The 17,520-nt window shown below is 65.3% G+C and carries 17 protein-coding genes; 16 read left to right on the plus strand and 1 reads right to left on the minus strand.

The genetic code is table 11. From position 1 onward, the window contains the following. Window position 1 precedes the first annotated feature (1 nt). The 15 genes from MFF22_RS09365 to MFF22_RS09435 all read left to right on the plus strand — a co-directional run bounded on the left by MFF22_RS09365 (window position 2) and on the right by MFF22_RS09435 (window position 15,406). Window positions 2-223 carry a hypothetical protein gene (locus MFF22_RS09365; RefSeq protein ID WP_238248701.1) on the plus strand — a complete coding sequence of 74 codons (222 nt, stop codon included), beginning with the start codon at window positions 2-4 and terminating at the stop codon, window positions 221-223. A 118-nt stretch (window positions 224-341) separates the two neighbouring features. Then, window positions 342-545 carry a hypothetical protein gene (locus MFF22_RS09370; RefSeq protein WP_238248702.1) on the plus strand — a complete coding sequence of 68 codons (204 nt, stop codon included), beginning with the start codon at window positions 342-344 and terminating at the stop codon, window positions 543-545. Beyond that, window positions 545-2,737 carry a portal protein gene (locus MFF22_RS09375; protein WP_238248703.1) on the plus strand — a complete coding sequence of 731 codons (2,193 nt, stop codon included), beginning with the start codon at window positions 545-547 and terminating at the stop codon, window positions 2,735-2,737. Before MFF22_RS09370 ends, MFF22_RS09375 begins: the two co-directional genes overlap by 1 nt. 3 nt (window positions 2,738-2,740) lie before the next feature. Next, window positions 2,741-4,015 (plus strand): hypothetical protein, encoded by a 1,275-nt coding sequence (locus tag MFF22_RS09380; protein WP_238248704.1) that lies wholly within the window; start codon window positions 2,741-2,743, stop codon window positions 4,013-4,015. A 65-nt stretch (window positions 4,016-4,080) separates the two neighbouring features. Then, the gene (locus MFF22_RS09385; protein WP_238248705.1) at window positions 4,081-4,887 is read left to right on the plus strand and encodes a hypothetical protein; all 807 of its coding nucleotides are present in this window, start codon (window positions 4,081-4,083) and stop codon (window positions 4,885-4,887) included. A 233-nt stretch (window positions 4,888-5,120) separates the two neighbouring features. Then, window positions 5,121-6,344: a P22 phage major capsid protein family protein gene (locus MFF22_RS09390; RefSeq protein WP_238248706.1), complete on the plus strand. Its 1,224-nt coding sequence runs from the start codon at window positions 5,121-5,123 to the stop codon at window positions 6,342-6,344. 16 nt (window positions 6,345-6,360) lie between these two features. After that, on the plus strand, window positions 6,361-6,846 hold the full coding sequence (locus MFF22_RS09395) for a hypothetical protein (protein WP_238248707.1): 486 nt from the start codon (window positions 6,361-6,363) through the stop codon (window positions 6,844-6,846). Between the two features lie 5 nt (window positions 6,847-6,851). Next, a complete protein-coding gene (locus tag MFF22_RS09400) occupies window positions 6,852-7,340 on the plus strand; it encodes a hypothetical protein (RefSeq protein ID WP_238248708.1) in 489 nt (162 codons plus the stop codon). Between the two features lie 21 nt (window positions 7,341-7,361). Continuing rightward, window positions 7,362-8,138: a phage adaptor protein gene (locus MFF22_RS09405; RefSeq protein ID WP_238248709.1), complete on the plus strand. Its 777-nt coding sequence runs from the start codon at window positions 7,362-7,364 to the stop codon at window positions 8,136-8,138. Beyond that, window positions 8,138-9,616, plus strand: a complete 1,479-nt coding sequence (locus MFF22_RS09410; RefSeq protein ID WP_238248710.1) for a packaged DNA stabilization protein — start codon at window positions 8,138-8,140, stop codon at window positions 9,614-9,616. The genes MFF22_RS09405 and MFF22_RS09410 overlap by 1 nt, the downstream gene beginning before the upstream one ends. A 1-nt stretch (window position 9,617) precedes the next feature. Further along, window positions 9,618-9,938 (plus strand): hypothetical protein, encoded by a 321-nt coding sequence (locus MFF22_RS09415; RefSeq protein ID WP_238248711.1) that lies wholly within the window; start codon window positions 9,618-9,620, stop codon window positions 9,936-9,938. Further along, the gene (locus MFF22_RS09420) at window positions 9,935-10,693 is read left to right on the plus strand and encodes a hypothetical protein (protein ID WP_238248712.1); all 759 of its coding nucleotides are present in this window, start codon (window positions 9,935-9,937) and stop codon (window positions 10,691-10,693) included. Before MFF22_RS09415 ends, MFF22_RS09420 begins: the two co-directional genes overlap by 4 nt. 113 nt (window positions 10,694-10,806) lie before the next feature. Continuing rightward, on the plus strand, window positions 10,807-11,403 hold the full coding sequence (locus tag MFF22_RS09425; RefSeq protein ID WP_238248713.1) for a hypothetical protein: 597 nt from the start codon (window positions 10,807-10,809) through the stop codon (window positions 11,401-11,403). A gap of 3 nt (window positions 11,404-11,406) precedes the next feature. After that, window positions 11,407-12,795 (plus strand): hypothetical protein, encoded by a 1,389-nt coding sequence (locus MFF22_RS09430; protein WP_238248714.1) that lies wholly within the window; start codon window positions 11,407-11,409, stop codon window positions 12,793-12,795. Then, a complete protein-coding gene (locus MFF22_RS09435; protein WP_238248715.1) occupies window positions 12,785-15,406 on the plus strand; it encodes a cell wall hydrolase in 2,622 nt (873 codons plus the stop codon). The genes MFF22_RS09430 and MFF22_RS09435 overlap by 11 nt, the downstream gene beginning before the upstream one ends. On the opposite strand, the gene MFF22_RS09440 is transcribed toward MFF22_RS09435, so the two are convergent. Then, window positions 15,388-15,573, minus strand: coding sequence for a hypothetical protein (locus MFF22_RS09440; RefSeq protein ID WP_238248716.1), 186 nt, complete (start codon window positions 15,571-15,573; stop codon window positions 15,388-15,390). The genes MFF22_RS09435 and MFF22_RS09440 overlap by 19 nt on opposite strands. Before the next feature lie 315 nt (window positions 15,574-15,888). On the opposite strand from MFF22_RS09440, the gene MFF22_RS09445 reads away from it, so the two are divergent. After that, entirely contained in the window at window positions 15,889-17,238 is a 1,350-nt protein-coding gene (locus tag MFF22_RS09445; protein ID WP_238248717.1) for a tail fiber protein, read from the plus strand. Window positions 17,239-17,520: the final 282 nt, after the last annotated feature.

Raw genomic sequence — 17,520 nt, forward strand, 5'->3', positions numbered from 1 at the left:
GATGATGAAGAAGAACGTGACTGGTCCGGCTCGCAGCAAAAGCATGAGACTATCAACGAAGATCCAAGAGCAGGTTGCGTCTTCCGCTGAGCGCCACGGCCTAAGCTTGACGCAAGAAGTTGATCTTCGTCTGCGCGCCTCGTTCGGCGATGTCTGGGCGCGGCGCGTTCTTGCGCTCGATGAGGTAGAGCCGACGTCTCCGCGTATTGTGCGCAGCGCCTGATGATTGAACAAGACAACCCCCTGCACGGGCTGCTCCTTCGCATGATGATGGGCGAATTTGGGGGGCGCATTCAAAGAGAAACCATCGCCGCATTTTTTGAAGGGCTGGTTTTGGTTTAATGCCCCGCCCCATCCTCTTCACCACCGCCGTTCGCATGCCGGCCGATGCGCCGCTCACGCAACTGCGCGCCGACATGATTATGGCCGAGCACCACGCCGAGAGCGACCGCCGCAAGCTGCCGCGGCAGATGCCGGCCGTGCGCGTTCAGACCGAGGGCGAGGAAGTGGTGTACTGCCTCGAATATAAGGCGCCGCGTCGCTGATGCCCCGCGAAACCGCAGAAGAGAGGGAGATCGTCCGCGAGGCGCAGAAGCGTTTCAAGGCTTGCCAGGACTGGGAGGCCGAGGCGCGCGACCGCTGGAATGCCGACCAGAAGTTCGCGGAAGGCGACAGCGATAACCAGTACCAGTGGGACGAGCAGCAGGTTCAGAGCCGGGTCAACGACCCGAACGGCCCGCGCCCCTGCCTGACCATCAACAAGGTCCGGCAGCACAACCTGCAGATCCTGAACGACGCGCGCCAGAACAAGGCCGGGATCGAAATCCGCCCGGTCGGCGACGGCGCGACCTACGACAGCGCCAAGATCTTCGAGGGCATCGTTCGGCATATCGAATACCGTTCAAACGCGACCGAAGCCTATGAGGCTGCATCCCGGCACCAGATCTATGGCGGCTGGGGCTACTGGCGCATCCTGACCGAGTATATCGACCCGACCTCGTTCGATCAGGACATCAAGATCCAGCGTGTGGCGGACCCACTCTCGGTCTACCTCGACCCGGACATCAAGGATTTCGACGGTTCCGACGCGCGGTTCGGCTTCGTGTTTCAGGACGTGCCGACCGACCTGTTCAAGACCGAGCACCCGCAGTGGAAGGACGTCGTGGGCTCCCGCGCCTTGTGCGACGAGGGCAACTCCTGGGACACCAAGGATCACGTCCGGATCTGCGAATACTATCGTCGCCGGGAGATCGCCGACACGCTCTATGCCCTGGACGATGGCACGAGCCTGCTGCGCAGCGACATCCCCCCGGATCTGCGCGAGCAATTCGATGCGGAGAAAGAAACCCGCGTTCGCGCCGAGCGCCCGACCAAACGGTTCGAGGTGCAGTGGTTCAAGATCGCGGGCTCGCGCATCGTGGACCGCAACGTGTGGCCCGGCCAGTTCGTCCCTCTCGTGCGGGTGATCGGGGAAGAGACCGTCATCGACGGCGTTCTGGATCGCAAGGGACACACCCGCGCGATGAAGGACGCACAGCGGATGTACAACTTCTGGACGTCGGCCGCGGCCGAGTTCGGAGCCCTGCAGGGCAAGAGCCCGTTCATGGCCCCCGCTCGCGCCATCGAGGGCTATGAGCAATACTGGAACAACGCGAACCGGGAGAACTATTCCGTCCTGCCGTGGAACGACGTCGCGGAGGACGGCACGCCGATTTCGTCGCCGCAACGCGCGCAGCCGCCGGTTCAGTCGTCCGCCTACCTCACCGGGATGCAGACCGCCTCGAATGAACTGATGCTCGTTTCCGGACAGTATCAGGCCGAGATGGGCGCCCCTTCGAACGAGCGCAGCGGCGTCGCGATCCAGCAGCGCCAGCGCCAGGGCGACAACGCGACCTACCACTACATCGACCACCTTGCGCAAGCCATCCGGTTCACCGGCCGCATCATGATCGACCTCATCCCGAAGGTCTACGACACCGAACGCGTCGTGAAGATCATGGCCGAGAGCGGGGATCAGAGCGACGTTCAGGTGGCGCCCGATGCCGATAAGCCGGTGCAGAAGATGGTGGCGGGGCGGCCGGCCTCGGACGAGGATCTGAAGCGCGCCCAAGCCGATCCGGATCTGCGCGACAAGGTGGCGACGATCTTCAACCCGAACGTGGGTCGGTACGCCGTCGAGGCGGATGTCGGTCCGGCCTTCGCGACCCGGCGGCAGGAGGCGTTCAACGCCATGTCGCAGATCCTGCAGCAGAACCAGGAACTCGCCAAGATCGCGGGCGACATCCTGTTCAAGAACGCTGACTTCCCCGGTGCCGACGAGCTTGTGGAGCGGATCAAGCGCACCATCCCGCCCGCCATCCTCGGGCAGGGTACGCCGCCAGCCGAAGAGCAGTTGCAGCAGCAGGTTCAGCAGCTTCACACGGCACTCGGGCAGGCGATGCAGCGGATCCAAGAGCAGCACGACGCCCTGCAGCAAAAGAACGACCGCGCCGAGGACGGCCATGCCCTCGATAGCTACCGCGCAGAGACGGATCGCCTGAAGGTAGTCGGGGCGACCGATCCCGACGCGATGCGGATGGTCTTCCGCAAACTGCTGCTTGAGATGATGCAACCCGGCCTGCCGGGCGATGCGGATCAGGACGCTGGCACGGAACAGGCGCCGCAGATGCCCCCCATGCCGCCTCAGGGGATGCCGGCCCCTCAGGAAATGCCGCAGCCGGGGATGGGGCCAGCCTGATCTATGGCCGAGAACCGTCTTCTCGACCTCTTCAGCCCCGAGGTGCAGCAGGCCCAAGGGAACCTGCTGTCGAAGTACCTCGGCCAATCGCTTCTGCGCCGCTCCGTGTTGGACGACGTGACCGGCAAGCCCGTCATCACGTCCGCGCCGACCGGCGAGGTGACGACGCGGGCGAACCTGTTGCCGCTCGGCATCACGGACGAGGGTCGGATGACCGTGGCGCTGCCGCAGGCGGTGCTGGGCGCCTACGATGCGTCGCTTTTCCCCGGTCAGGTGGCGCGCGGTGAGAAGGGTGTCTTCGACCCCGCGACCGGCCACGTCAGCCAGGAAGCGATGGACGCGGCTAACGGCATCGCTGGTCTGGCGATGACGGGCGGCCTCGGCGGCGCGGCTGTTCGCCAGGGGGAGACAGCGTTGGGCTCTGGCCCGATCCGCGCCTATCATGGTTCACCGCACGATTTCGACAAGTTCAGCCTGTCAAAGATCGGCACGGGGGAGGGCGCCCAAGCTTATGGGCACGGGCTTTATTTTGCTGGGAATGAAGGGGTCGCTCAGCACTATCGCGATATCCTCAGCGCTCGCCCCCAATTTACCCTTGATAGAAATCCCTTTGCCGCCAACACATCACAGCCGCAGTCCGCTGCTGACTTGGCTGCTGCCGTAATGGATGCTGCGCACGGCAACCCTGCCGTGGCACGTCAGCACCTCGACACGATGCTTCAGTACATGCCGCAGCACGCCCCGCAAGGCGCTGACGCGCGCGAAATTCTGGCGAGTGGGCGACTTCAATACGGTGCCGGCAAGAACCCTGGCCGCATGTACGAGGTCGCCATCGACGCCGACCCAGCTAAGATGCTGAATTGGGACGCGCTTCTTGCCGCGCAGCCCCGCGTCCGTGACCTCGCAGGCGACATGGGCGCACGGCTTCGCTCCGACGCAACGGGTGGCGACGCCTATGCGGCCATCCGTGACCGCTCGCCAATCCCTGGCTCTGATATGGGTGGTCTGATTGAGCCTGATTTCGGGTCGTCTGCTGCCGCCGCGCTGCGTCTTCGTGAGGCCGGCGTTCCCGGCATTCAGTACCTTGATGGCGGCTCGCGGCTCGCTGGCGACGGTTCTCGCAATTACGTCACCTTCTCCGACGACATCGTGAGCATCCTGCGCAAGTACGGACTAGCCGGCCTCATCGGCGGCGGCGCTGCGGCGGCGAGCATGATGCAGCCCGGTGAAGCGCAGGCCAATCAGCTTCAACCCTTCTTGGCGCCTCGCGCCCAGTGAGTTTCGGCCTTCGGGCCGCAAAGCCGACCGGACGGCAAATCCGGGCTAGACCCCTTGGGATACCCATGCTCGACAACGAAACCGAAGCCGCCCCCGAGGCGGATCGCGAAGCTACGCCTGCATCTCAAACCCCCGAGGGATCGCCCCAGGAGTCCCAGGACGGCGCTGATCGCCCCGAGGGCGAGGAAGCCACGTCCGGCGAGGCGGAAGCCGCTGCTGAGCCTGAGGCTAAGCCTGAGCGCGCCAAGACCCCGGAATGGCTGCAGCGTCGCTTCGATGAGATGACGCGTCAGCGCCATGAGGAAGCGCGTCGGGCCGAGGCCGCCGAGCGCCGCGCCGCTGAATTGGAAGCGCGGTTGCGCCGTGTGGCTGGCGGCGAGGAAGAGCAGCAGGCCGAGCAACAGCCGCAGCGTCGGCCCGAAGGCGACGACGCTGCCCTCAACGCCCGCGCCGCGGCCATCGTCGCGCGACGCGCCTTCGATCAAGCCTGCAACACCGTCGTGGAGCAGGGTGCGAAGGAATACGCCGATTTCAACGACGCGCTGTCCACCTTCCGCGCGTTCGGCGGCCTCGATCCTGCGCTGGCGCAGGCGGCTATCGACGCGGGCAACGCGCACAAGACGCTCTACCACCTCGGCACCAATCCGGAGGAGTACGAGCGCATCTTGCAGATGCCCGAGCGTCAGCAGGCCATCGCGCTTGCCCGTCTTTCCGACAAGCTGAGCGCCCCGCCGCCGCCCAAGGCCCTGTCCAAGGCCCCGCCGCCCATCGCGCCTGTCGGCAGCAATGGCGGGCGCAACGAGATCACCGACCCTGACAAACTGTCGGATGATGAGTGGTTCGCGCGGCGTCGTCGCGGCGAGATCAAGTAGGCGCCCCGGCGCTTCCCGCCCTCAAGACCCTTCTCGGCAGGGCAAGCCGTGCTCTTCGCGTGCCTCTCTCCGGACCTCACGCACCGGGCCACCACCCACCTCGGCGGGTCAAAGCCGTGCCCTCCCTCGCAGCACTCCGGATCGAGACCGGGCCTGAACCGCGGACGAAGGACCGCACCCTTTTCGCCCTGTGACGCGACGCGCCAGGGCCGGCACATGAGGCTCGCCAAATCATGGCAAACAATCTCCTTACCCTACAGCAGATCACGCGCGAGGCGCTGAACCGCTTCATCAACTCGAACGCTTTTTTGCAGGGCATCGACCGTCAGTACGACGACCAGTACGCCCGCGTCGGCGCCAAGATCGGCTCCACGCTGCGCATCCGCCTGCCGAACGATTACGTCGTCCGCTCCGGCCCGACCGCCGTTCCGCAGGATACCGTTGAGAACACCACGCCGCTGACGATCTCGCAGCAGAAGGGTGTGGACGTGTCGTTCTCCTCGGCGGACATGGCGCTCAGCTTGGACGACTTCGGCGAGCGCATTCTCGCCCCGATGATGAACAACCTCGCGGGCGCCGTCGCAGCCGACATCATGACCTTGGCGGAAACCATCCCGTCCGTGTCGCGCAATGCCGACCCGGCCACAAATGCCACGCTCTCGCCGAACCTCGCGACGTTCCTCGATGCCGGCGCCCGCCTCGATCACTACGGTGTTCGGCGTGGCCCTGGCGAGCGCAAGATCGTGTTCTCGCCGGAGACGCAGGCGCGCACCGTGTCGGCGCTGTCCGGTCTGTTCAACAACCAGCAGAAGATCGGTGAGCAGTATCGCACTGGCACGATGACGAACGACGCCATCGGCTTCGACTACATGATGGATCAGACGGTTCTGAACCATGTGACCGGCGCCTACGGCGCGCTGCCGACCGTGAATGGGGCCAATCAGTCCGGCTCGAACATCACCGTGTCCGCTACCGCCGGCCCGCTCAACAAGGGCGATTACGTCCGCTTCGCGGGCGTCTACTCGGTCAACCGCGTGACCAAGCAGTCTACCGGGCGCCTCGCCACCTTCCTGATCACCGCCAACGTCCCGACCGGCTCGACCAGCCTGCCGATCTACCCGGCGCTCATCCCCCCGGTGGGCGGCATCGCCGTGCCCTACCAGACCGTTGACTCGTCCCCGGCCAACGGCGCCGCCATCACCTCCCCGTTCAACGCAGGCGAGGTGTACCGGAAGAACATCGCCATGGGTAAGCAGGCCGTGACGATGGCGACCGCCGATCTGGAACTCCCCGGTGGTGTGGATCGAGCCGCCCGCGCCACCTTCGACGGCATCTCGCTCCGCATGGTGCGAGGCTACAACATCAACTCTGACCAGTTCATCACCCGTCTAGACATCCTCTACGGGTACGCGGCACTGCGGCCGGAATTTGCTACCGTAATTGCCGACGCAGTATGATCTAAGGAATACTTAAATGGACTACCCGCGAATGCTTTATAACGACGATGGCCGTGTAGCTATCGTCCAGAGTGCCCACGAACATGCGCATTCCTATGCGGGGTGGTCGTCGTCTCCCGGCGATGTCCACCGCGCCCACCCTGACGGCGGGCGCATGGTCACTCAGGCAAACGCGGGTGATCCGCTCATGGCTCAGAAGCGGGTGGACCCGCCTGGGCCAATCGACGCCGGGACCATGCGCGCGATGCTCCGCGAGGAACTGAGCACGCATCCCGGCTTCGACGGGGCGATCCTCGCGCCGATCCTTCAGGCCATCGTTCGCGCCGAATTGGCCCCGCTCATGACCGCCCTCGGCGTCAATGAGGCCCCCTTCGGCGAGGCCAACGCGTCCGAGGCCGTCCAATCCGACGACACCGAGGCCGGCGATCCTGCCGATGAGCCTCGCAAGCGCCGCGGCCGACCGCCCGGCTCCGTCAACCGTCTCACCGAAACTCAGGAGTAGCCGTCATGGCATCGAAGAACGATCCCGTCATCCCGCAGGGCAGCACGACCCGCAGCGGCGACCTTTCCCCGAGCGATGTGGCTCAGCAGGTGAAGAGCCAGCAGGAGATCGCCAAGGCCAACGTCGAGGCGTCTAAGCAGCCCGAGGAAGAGCGTGAGGAACCGGTTCGCACCGAGGCCGCGGCCGTTCTCTCCGGCAACACGCGCGCTTCGTTCGCGGGCTTTCCGAAGACGAAGTATCATCCCGTCCTCGGCGCCAAGGCCGCCAACGACCCGAACGAGGCGGCCAGCCTGTTCCAGCCGGAGCACGACTGGTTCGATACCCCCGGCGAGGCGGACATGCACCGCACCGACCGCGAGGCGCAGCTCGTGATCCATCACAACACCCGCGCCAAGCTCGACGGCATCGCGGAGAAGCAGGACGAGAACGCTCCCGTGCGCCTTTCCGTCCAGGCGCAGGAGAGCATGGACGCCGGCAACATCGAGCCCGTCTAAGGCCAACGAAGGCGGACGCCCATGACCCCGCTCGACCTCATCACGCAAGCGTTGAAGAAGACGGGTGTCCTGGGCGTCGGCGTGACGCCTCAGGCCGAGGACGTGAACGACGCGTTCCTCGACCTCAACATGATGCTGGCGCAGTGGAACCGAAAGCGCTGGATGGTTTACCATCTGGTCGATGTTTCGGCTCCCGCCACCGGGGCTACGGCATACCGGATCGGGCCGAATTTCGAATTCGCCACATCCGGCCGCATCACCAAGATCGAAAGCGCCTATTTCCGGATCAACCCCGGACAACGCATCGCGCCGGATTTCTCGCTCGACTTCAGCGCAGATTTCGGGCCTCAGATCCGCGAGGCGGCGAACGCGGTCGATGTCCCGCTGAGCGTCATTCGCAGCCGCGAGGACTACGCCGGCCTCGCATTGAAGGGTGCCCCGGGCTTCCCGGCGGCGGTCTACCTCGACGCCGACTTTCCGGTCGGGACGCTCTACGTGTGGCCGGCGCCCTCAACCGGCGAAATTCACATCGTCGTGCAGGCCACCCTGTCGGCATTCCCCGATCTGACGACGGATATCGTGCTGCCGGATGAGTACGCCGAGGCGCTGCTTTACAACCTCGCGGCTCGTCTTCGTCCGTCTTACCAGAAGGCGCCGGACCCGACGATGACGGCGCTGGCGCGCGCATCCCTGAACACGGTCAAGGTGGCGAACGGCCAGATCGGCACGTTGAGCATGCCCGACACGCTGACTACGGCGCCCGCCCGCTTCAACATCTACTCCGGGCAGCCGTACTGATGGCGCGCGTGACCCTTACAGGCGGCGCCTATCAGTCGCGCAGCGTCATCGCGAGCGCACAACGGTCGGTGAACCTATTCCCAGAGATCGCCCCCGCCCCCGGCGACGCTCCGGTGCCGGTCACGCACTACCCGACTGCGGGGCTGCGACAGGTCGGCATTCCTCCCTATGTCGGACCGTGCCGCGGGCTTTACGCCGCCACGAACGGCGACCTGTACCAAGTCGTGTCCGGTCAGGTGTTCTTCATCGACAGTGAGTTCAATTGGACGCTCGTCGGACGGATTGTGGACGGCATCAGCCAGATCCAGTTTTCCGACAATGGCGACGTGATCGTGCTCACCGATGGCGCCCGAGGCTACGTCATCGACATGACGAGCCGCGAGTTCGGGCAGATCACGGATGAAGCGTTCTACGGAGCGGCGTTCAATGTCTGCCTCGATACCTATTTCATCTTCGACAAGCCCGGCACCGCTCAATTCTACATTTCGCTGTCGCAGGTCAGTTTCGCGAACCTGACGCAGGGGACGATCAATCCGGACGCGACCTATGCCGCCTTCGACCCCCTCGACATCGCGCGCAAGGCGGGACAGGCCGATAAGATGGTGGCGTTGGCGACGGTCCACCGCGATCTCTGGCTGATCGGGGCGCGCACCGCGGAGGTGTGGTCGAACAACGGCGCGGCGGATTTCACCTTCGCCATCGTGCCCGGCGCGTTCATCGATCACGGATGCGTCGCGCCGGCCAGCGTGACAACCCAGGATGTGTCGGTCTTCTGGATCTCGCGGGACAAGGAAGGGCAGGGGATCGTCGTCCAAGGCTCCGGCTACTCGGTCACGCGGATCTCCACCCACGCCATCGAGGCCGAATTTCAGTCCTATGCCCGGATCGATGACGCGATAGGCCACTGCTACCAGCAGCAGGGACACGCCTTCTACGTTCTGTCGTTCCCGACTGCGAACAAGACCTGGGCCTACGAACTTTCGACCAAGCAGTGGCACGAACTGGCGTGGACCGACCAGAACGGCGGCCAGAACCGCCATCGCTCACGCGGCTGCGCCTTCGCCTATGGCCAGAACCTGTGCGGTGATTGGCAGAACGGCACGCTTTACGCGCTCGACCCGAACGTGTTCACGGATGCCGGTAATCCGATCCTGCGCCTGCGCACGTTCCCGCACCTCATCAACGACGGCAACCGCGTCTTCTACGAACGGTTCATCGCGGACATTCAGTCCGGCACGCTGGACGGTTCGACCCTCGACCAACCGCCTCAGATCAGCCTGCGCTTCTCGGACGACAAAGGCGCGTCCTACAGCAACCCGATCCTGCGACCCATTGGGGCGGGGGGCGATTACCGCAGCATTCCGACGTGGAACAGGCTCGGCATGGCACGCGACCGCGTGTTCGAGTTGTCGTGGTCGGCGCCGATCCGAACGGCGCTCAACGGCGCTTTTGTCGAGATGAATTCGAGCGCGTCGTAGGATGCCCACCCCGAACACCAATGCGCCCATCGCCGACCCTCAAACGGGGATGGTGACGGGGGAATGGCTGCAGTATTTTCAGTCTCTGCCCGGCAAACCCGCGGCCGAGAAGATCGTTCAGGCCACCGGGAGCCCGTTCGTCTACACGGCTACTGCCGCCGGCCATCTCGTCGTACAGGGCACGCTGACGGCGCTGAGCATCGTCCGAGGGCGAACCACGATCTCGATTTCGCCTTCCGTTGCGATGATCCCGCTGTCCCAAGGGGATCAGGCTGTCTTGGGCTACTCTTCCGCCCCTGGCCTCGTGTTCCTGCCGTCATGATCGTCCGCGAAGTCACCGCGGAGCGCATCAACGCCGTCGTGAACCACGAGGCGGTGCGGCCTTGGGTAACGATGCCGGGGCAGGGCGCCTTGGATCTGTCCGAGGTCGTGGCCGACCCCCGCAACGTCGTCCTGATGACGGAGGATGGGTCGGGCGGGATTGTGTTCCACCAGCACGAGCCCGGCATCTACGAGGCCCACACGCAGTTCCTGCCGGAGGCGCGGGGACGCGACGCGCTCGCGGCGGTTCGCGAGATGATCGACCACATGTTCGTGGCGACCGACTGCATGGAGCTGCTGACCCGGTGCCCGGTCGGGAACAGGCCCGCAGAGGCGCTATCGCGGGCCGTGGGCGGCGTCCTCGACTTCGAGCGGGCAAGTGGCTGGCTGACGGAGAAGGGGCCTGTAGGCGTCCGCTATTATGCAATCCGCTATCCCGAGTGGGTCAAACGCGCGCCCGGTCTGCCCGATGTCGGGCACTGGTTTCACGAGCGTCTAGAGGCTGAGAACGCGCGGCTGGGCCATCCCGACGAATTGCACGACGACGACCCTGCCCATGACCGCCACGTCGGCGCCGCCGTCTCCATGATCCTGTGCGGTCAGCCGGCCAAGGGGATCACCCTTTACAACCGGTGGGCGCGCTTCGCGGGCTACGCGCCGGTCGCCATCGTGCAGGCCGCGCCGCTCGTCATCGACATCCTGACTCACCTCGTCCTCGTGCAGGACGGAGACCTAGAGGTGCTTCAATGCCAGTAGGCGCTACAGTAGGGGGCGGCCTTGCGTCGGCCGGCGCCAGTCTGTTCGGATCCAGTGAGGCCGCTTCTGCGCAGAAGAAAGCTGCCCAGATCGCGGCTGCCACGCAGATGGCGATGTACAACCAGACCCGTTCGGATCTGCAGCCATACCGCGACCTCGGCTCCTATGCCGGCGGCCAGCTTCAGAACCGCCTGACGGATCTGACGTCGCCGATCACGATGGACGAGGCGACGCTTCAGAACACGCCGGGTTATCAGTTCAACCTCTCGCAGGGGCTGAAGGCTGCGCAGAACAGCGCCGCGGCGCGGGGGCTCGGGCTCTCCGGCGCGGCGATCAAGGGCGCCACGAGCTACGCTACCGGCCTCGCTGACAGCACCTATCAGAACCAGTTCAACAACGCGGTGACGAACCAGACCAACGCGTTCAACCGGCTGCTGCAGACCACCTCGCTCGGCGCCAATGCCGCCGGTCAGCAGGCATCGGCGAACACGACGACGGGGACGAATATTGCTGCAACTCAAATTGGCTCAGGCAACGCCCAGGCTGCAGCGGCAACCTCCGGAGCCAATGCTGTCGGCACGGCCCTGAATTCAGCCGCTCAGAACTACGCCCTTGCACCGATCTACAACAAGCTGCTCGGTTCCGGGTCCGGGTCTGGCGGTGGGTCGTCTTACTGGAACTTCACCCCCACCTCGAATTGGGGCTACTGACCAATGGCCGAGAAGACCGCAGCCATCGGTGGCATCGATACCTCAATGTACGGCAAGATGCCGGAGCAGCCGAATATGCTCTCGCAACTGTCGGGTCTCGTCGGCGTGCAGAACGCGATGCAGTCGGGCGAAATCCAAGCCCAGGCGCTGGCGAAGCTCAAGGCCGAGCAATCGGCCGGGCAGAACTTCCTGACCGCCATCGACCCGACGACGGGGCAGATCGACACCAACAAGCTTGGCGCGCTCCTGAAGGCCAATCCTCACGCGGCCTTCGTTGCGCCGCAGATGCTTCAGCAGCAGCAGTCGCTGCAGGGCGGCCAAATCGGCAACGCTCAGGCCGGCACGAACCTTGGCATCACGCGGCAGAGCCACATCGCCAATGGCATCGCCGGGTTGCTATCGAAACCGGACCTCTCCGCAAACGACCTGATCGGTTTCACTCGTCAGCAGGCTCAAGCGGGCGTCCTTCCGAGCAACCGCGCGGCAGAGATTGAGGCCGAGATCAACGCCGTAGGCGGGGACCGACGCAAGCTGCGCGAGTATGCTTTCAACCACTACGCCACCGTGACGGGGGCCGGAGCCGTGGCGCCAGCGCAGGTCGGCGTCGATGCACAGGGCGCTCCCGTCGTCGGCACTGCTGGCGGGCTGGCTCGCGCCTCCACGGCCTCGACGCAAAATCCGGCCGGGATCGGCGGACGGGCCGCGCCAACCGGCATCGTAGTCAGTCAGGCTCCGGGCGTTCCCGAAGCACAGCGCGCCACGGCGCAGGCCAGTGCGGAACAGGGGATCGCCCTGCAGAAGCAGGCCGATGGCGTGCCGGTGCGCAAGGGGATGCTCGCCAACCTCGAAGACGATCTTGACAAGTTCACGTCCGGCCCGAAGGCCGATTGGAGCATGGTCGCCAAGTCCTTCGCGAACCGCAACATCCTGCCTCAGGGAATGCAGTTCGATCCGCAGTCCATCGCTTCGCAGGAGGCGTTCAACAAGCAGGCCACCCAGCTTGCGCAGCAGCAGTTCGCCGCACTCGGTGGGACCGGGACCGACAGCCAGTTGTCGTCGTCCTACAAGGCCAACCCAAACGAGGCCCTGTCGAAGCTCGGCAACAAGCAGATCATCCAGCTTTTGAAGGGCAACGAAGACGCGCTCGCGGCCAAGAATGCCGCGTGGCAGGAATGGCAGCGGAAGAACGGTCCCAGCGACTATGCCGGCTTCCAGCAGAAGTTCAATAAGACTTACAATCCGCGGGTCTATCAGGCGCAATATATGACGCCGGATCAGATCAAGGACATGCGCAAGAACATGTCACCAGCCGATCAGGCGCAGTTCCTGCGAGACTACAAGACCCTGCGCGATAATGGGTACGTTTCGCCAGGAGGCGCGAATGCCCGATAGTGATGTCTCGAACGCGGACCGCGACCTCGCCGTGCGCACCATGATGGGCGAGGCGCAGGGTCAGGGTGATGCCGGATTGGCCGCTGTCGGCCACGTCATCATGAACCGTGCGGCGTCCGGCAAGTACGGCGGCAACAACGTGGCCGACGTCGTGCTCGCGCCCAATCAGTTCGAGCCGTGGACGACGCGCAAGCAGGAGTTGCTGTCCTACTCGCCGAAGGATCCGAAATATCAGCGCGCACAGGCGATCTTCGATCAGATCGTTTCTGGCGAGATGCCCGACATCACGGATGGCTCCACGCACTTCCTGAATGCGAAGGTCGTGCGCGAGCGCGGTAACTACGGCGGTGCTCTGCCGAAGTGGACGGCCGGCGGGGGCCAGGATATCGGCGATCACACGTTCTACAAGCCGAACGGCGCAGTCCGGCGTCAGCCGCCGACGATCACGGCAACAGGCGGCAAGGCTCCCGATGCCGCGGGGGCCTCCTGGGATGACGTGCTCGGTGACGCGGCGAAGAACGCCCCCACCGGCACGAGCGTGACGTTGAAGCCGCAGGGTGGCGCGACCGCCGACGATCTCTGGAACGAGATCACGAAGAACGCTGAGCGCAACGTGCCGAAGGCCGGCGCCGCGCCCGCTACGGCCGATGCCACGAAGCCGGTAGCGCCGGCTGGCCCTGTCGGCACGGTCGGCGATGCCGCGGGCCAAGCTTTTATCAACGGCATTCCCGTGCTTGGCCCTGCCGTCATGGGTGGCGTGGACCGCGCTGCGGCGGCGATCCGGTCCTACCGCGACGGGACGCCCTACGCCGACGAACTCGCCAAGGTGCAGGCGTTCGGCAAGGCGACTGGCGATGCCTACCCCGTGACTTCGACGGCTGCAGGTTTGGCCGGCGGCGTGGCTTCCATGATGCCTGTCGGGGCTACGGCGCTCGGCGCACGGGCACTCGGCATCACGGGCGAAAACCTGCTGACCCGCGGCGTCGCGGGTGGCTTGACCGGTGGCCTCGTCGGCGCGGCTGATGCCGGCGTGCGCGGCGAGAACGTCGGCGCTAGCGGTGGGATGGGCGCGGTGCTTGGCGGGGCCGGCCCTGCGGTCGGTAAGGTCGTCGGCGCGGGCGCAGGCGCGGTCGTCAACAAGCTCGGTGAGTATCTGACGCCCGCCGCTCCCGGCGTGTCCGGCCCAGCCGGCAAGCTTCTGTCGAACATGGTCGCCGCAGATGGAGCGGATGCCGTTCGCAATCGCCTCATGGCGCTCGGCGGCCACGGCATGCTGGCCGAAGCCGGCCCGTCCCTAGAGGGCGCCGCGGCCGGTCTGATACCGAAGCCGGGCGAGGCCAAGTCGATCCTTACCAATGCCGTGCGCGAGCGCGCGGCGGGCGCCAACGCGCGCTTGAACGAAGACGTGCGCGGAGCCATCGGGCCGGCTGAGGACCCTGTGAGGGTCACGGCTGAGATCCTTGCGCTGCGCAAGGCGCAGGATGCCAAGAACTACACTTCCGCCCTCACGAACGCACCCGACGTAGATGTCTCTGGCCTCGTCCAGACCATCGACGGCATGCTGAAGACGGCTGAGGGCGGCCAGAAGACCGCGCTGACGACGCTTCGCGGACGGCTCGTCAAGGGAGAAGCAAAGGCGGCGGTGCCGGGCAGTCCGACGGGGCTTCTCGACGCGTCCGGCCAGCCGATCATGGGCGCCAACACGCCTGCCTCCCCGATGAAGTTGCAAACCTCTGCGGAGAACCTGCACAACATCAAGGGCGAACTCGACGCTGTGATCAATCACGGAGCGCCGGGGCTCGGCGTCGAGCAGGGCGCCGTCGCTCGAACGCAGGGCGCGCTGAAAAAGACCCGCGGCGAACTGAACGCGGCGTTGGAAGATCAGGTGCCGGGGTACGCCGAGGCCAACAAGGCGTCGGCCGCCCTCGCCAAGCGCGCGGAGGCCGTTGAGACGGGAACGGGGGTTCTCGGTTCCGGCAAGACGACGCCGACACCGGAGGCTCTGTCCGACACGCTGAATGCCATGTCACCGGGCGAGCGGATCGCGCTCGCGAAGGGCACCCGCGGCGAGATCGAACGCTTGCTCGGCGTGAAGGTCAACGACCTCACCGCGCTGAAGCAGGCACTGCAAGGCGAGGGCGGGTGGAACACTGCGAAACTCGGCGCGATCTTCGGGACCGATGAGACCGGGCGTCTCGTCAATGCCGTGGCGCGCGAGGCCACGTTCGCTGACACGACGAACAAGTTGCTGCAGAACTCGCAGACGGCCAACCGGCTCGGCGGCGCGAAGCTGATTGAGGATAAGGTTGGCGGCGGCATCGACCTCAAGGGCTCGACGCCGACCGGTTTGCTTCTGGCCGGTGGCAAGGCAGCGCTCGGCAAGATCGGGGGCGTGCTGACGAAGACCGACAATACCCGCCGCGATGCCGAGATCGCCCGCGTGCTGTCGGCTCGTGGGCCGGAGCGCGACACCCTGCTCAATGCCCTGACGAACCGCGGCGCGTCGCTAGAGAAGACCAACCGCCTTGCCGCGTTCCTCGCCCAGCGGTCGGATCGCGGCTCTAATCTGCTGATCCAAGGGACGACGCCGGCCTACGCGCGGTCGCGCTGACGCTGCTCGATCCTCTGTGCCAGCCAGTAGAGCACAAGCGCCGACATGAACCCGGCGCCGTAGGCTGCGGCCTCATTTTCGCTGACTGAGGTCATGGCCCATTTCACCAGCAGGGCAAAACCGACCATGCCTGCGATGCAGAAGGCGACGTAGGCGGCGCGAGCCATCAGTAGCTCGTACAAGTTGTGATGCCGCCGGGCATCGAACACGTCGTCGTTACGGGGCGCCGCACCGGCATTTGGTAAGCCTCCGGCGCCGCAGGCTGCGGAGTCCTCATCCCCTGGAGGGCTCCAAGCGCCGCCAGAGCCTGCTGCTGAGAAGCGGCATCCCGGCGCTGTCGGCACTCAGCATAAGCCGGCGTTCCAAACTTCAATCCGTAAGACTGACACGCCGCGTCGTCGGCCTGCGCCTCGTTCCTCGCCTGCTGCTGTGCGGTCTGACATCCGCCGAGCGCCGCGACCCCCGCCACAAGGGCAACCCGAATGAACCGCATCCTCGCGGCGCTCCTCGCGCTCGTCTGTCTGTGCCTGCCGGCCTCGGCTGCAACGCTTTTGCCACCTGGACAGCAGACCTTCACCGACGCCAACGGCAAGCCCCTGGCGGGCGGTTCCCTCTCCTTCTACGTGCCCAACACCACGACTGCCAAGCCCACCTACAAAAATGCGGCGCAGACGGTCCTGAACACCAACCCCGTCATCCTCGACGCGGCCGGTCGGGCCACCGTCTACGGGGCCGGCGCATATCGTCAAATCCTCAAAGACCGTTATGGAAATCTGATCTGGGATCAGCTCACCGCCGACACGTCGTCCTCGCAGATCGCGTGGGGCGGCACGAGCACCGGCACCGCCAACGCGCAGGTGGTGTCCGCCACGAACTTCACCTCCGCGGATGGGCAGATCGTCGGCTTCATCGCCGGGTTCACGAATACGGGGCAGCTTTCTGTCTCTGCCAACGGCTCCGGTGCGATCCCTGTTCTGGCCGACACGCAATCCGGATCGGTCAACCTGTCGGGCCAGGAGGTACAGGCCGGCGCGGCGGTGCTTCTGGTTTACGACGCGAACCGAGGCGCTTTTCACCTGATCGGCGGCAATGGATCAAGCGGCAGCGGGTTCGGTACAATCCAGAACCTTCCCGTCGCCAACGTGGTCGATCTCGGACTGGTCAACACGCACAACGTCGGGATCACCGGCAACGGCACGATCTCGTCTTTTGGATCCTCCGCGTCCACCACTTCTCCGATCTATCAAATTCTGATCGGCGGCTCCGTCTTCCTGCAAGGAAGCAGCAACCTTCTGGTTCCGGGGAACACCCTCTATCTCGGATCTGGCGATGCCTTGACGGCGCTCTATAGCGGCGGGGGGCAATGGCGCGTCATCAATTATCAGCCCGCCTCGAACTCCGGTCTCCCCGCTGGACTGATTGCATCGTTCGCTTCGCCGCAATGCCCCGCCTCCTGGGTCGCGGCGGACGGTTCCGCACAGAGCCGCACCACGTTCGCGGCCCTGTACGCCGTCATCGGAGGCACTTGGGGCGTCGGCGACGGATCCACGACGTTCAATCTGCCCGATCTGCGCGGCGTGTTCGCACGAGGCGTCGATAACGGCGCAGGGCAGGATCCAGGGCGCATCCTCGGCTCGTATCAGGCCGATGCGCTGCAGGATCACAATCACCCGACCTACAACGCGACCGGCGGCACGAGCGGGACAACCGCATTCAACTATCCGAACGCGAACGGCAGCAACGTGGTGGGCACGGGCAACGTCCTGAACGCCCGTGCGGCCAATGAAACACGGCCGAAGAACGTCGCCGTCCTCTACTGCGTCAAATACTGAGGGTAAAGTGATGCGGATTTTGCTTGCCGCGCTGCTCGCGCTTGGCCTTTTTCAGCCTCCGGCTTTCGCACAGAGCCAGAGCGATATCGCCAATCAGATCAATACGACCATATCCCCGAACGCGAGGGGGGCGATCACGGCCAACGGGCTTCAATCCGTTCTGAATGCTCTCAACAGCGGTAAGGTGTCGCCGGACAACGGGATCTTCACGGCCCCGATCACGACTCCTGGGTTCCGCGGAACGCCGACTGGCGACGGTTCGCAGTTCACCACGCCCAGCGC

The organism is Methylobacterium persicinum (genome assembly GCF_022179525.1).
Lineage (GTDB): Bacteria > Pseudomonadota > Alphaproteobacteria > Rhizobiales > Beijerinckiaceae > Methylobacterium > Methylobacterium persicinum.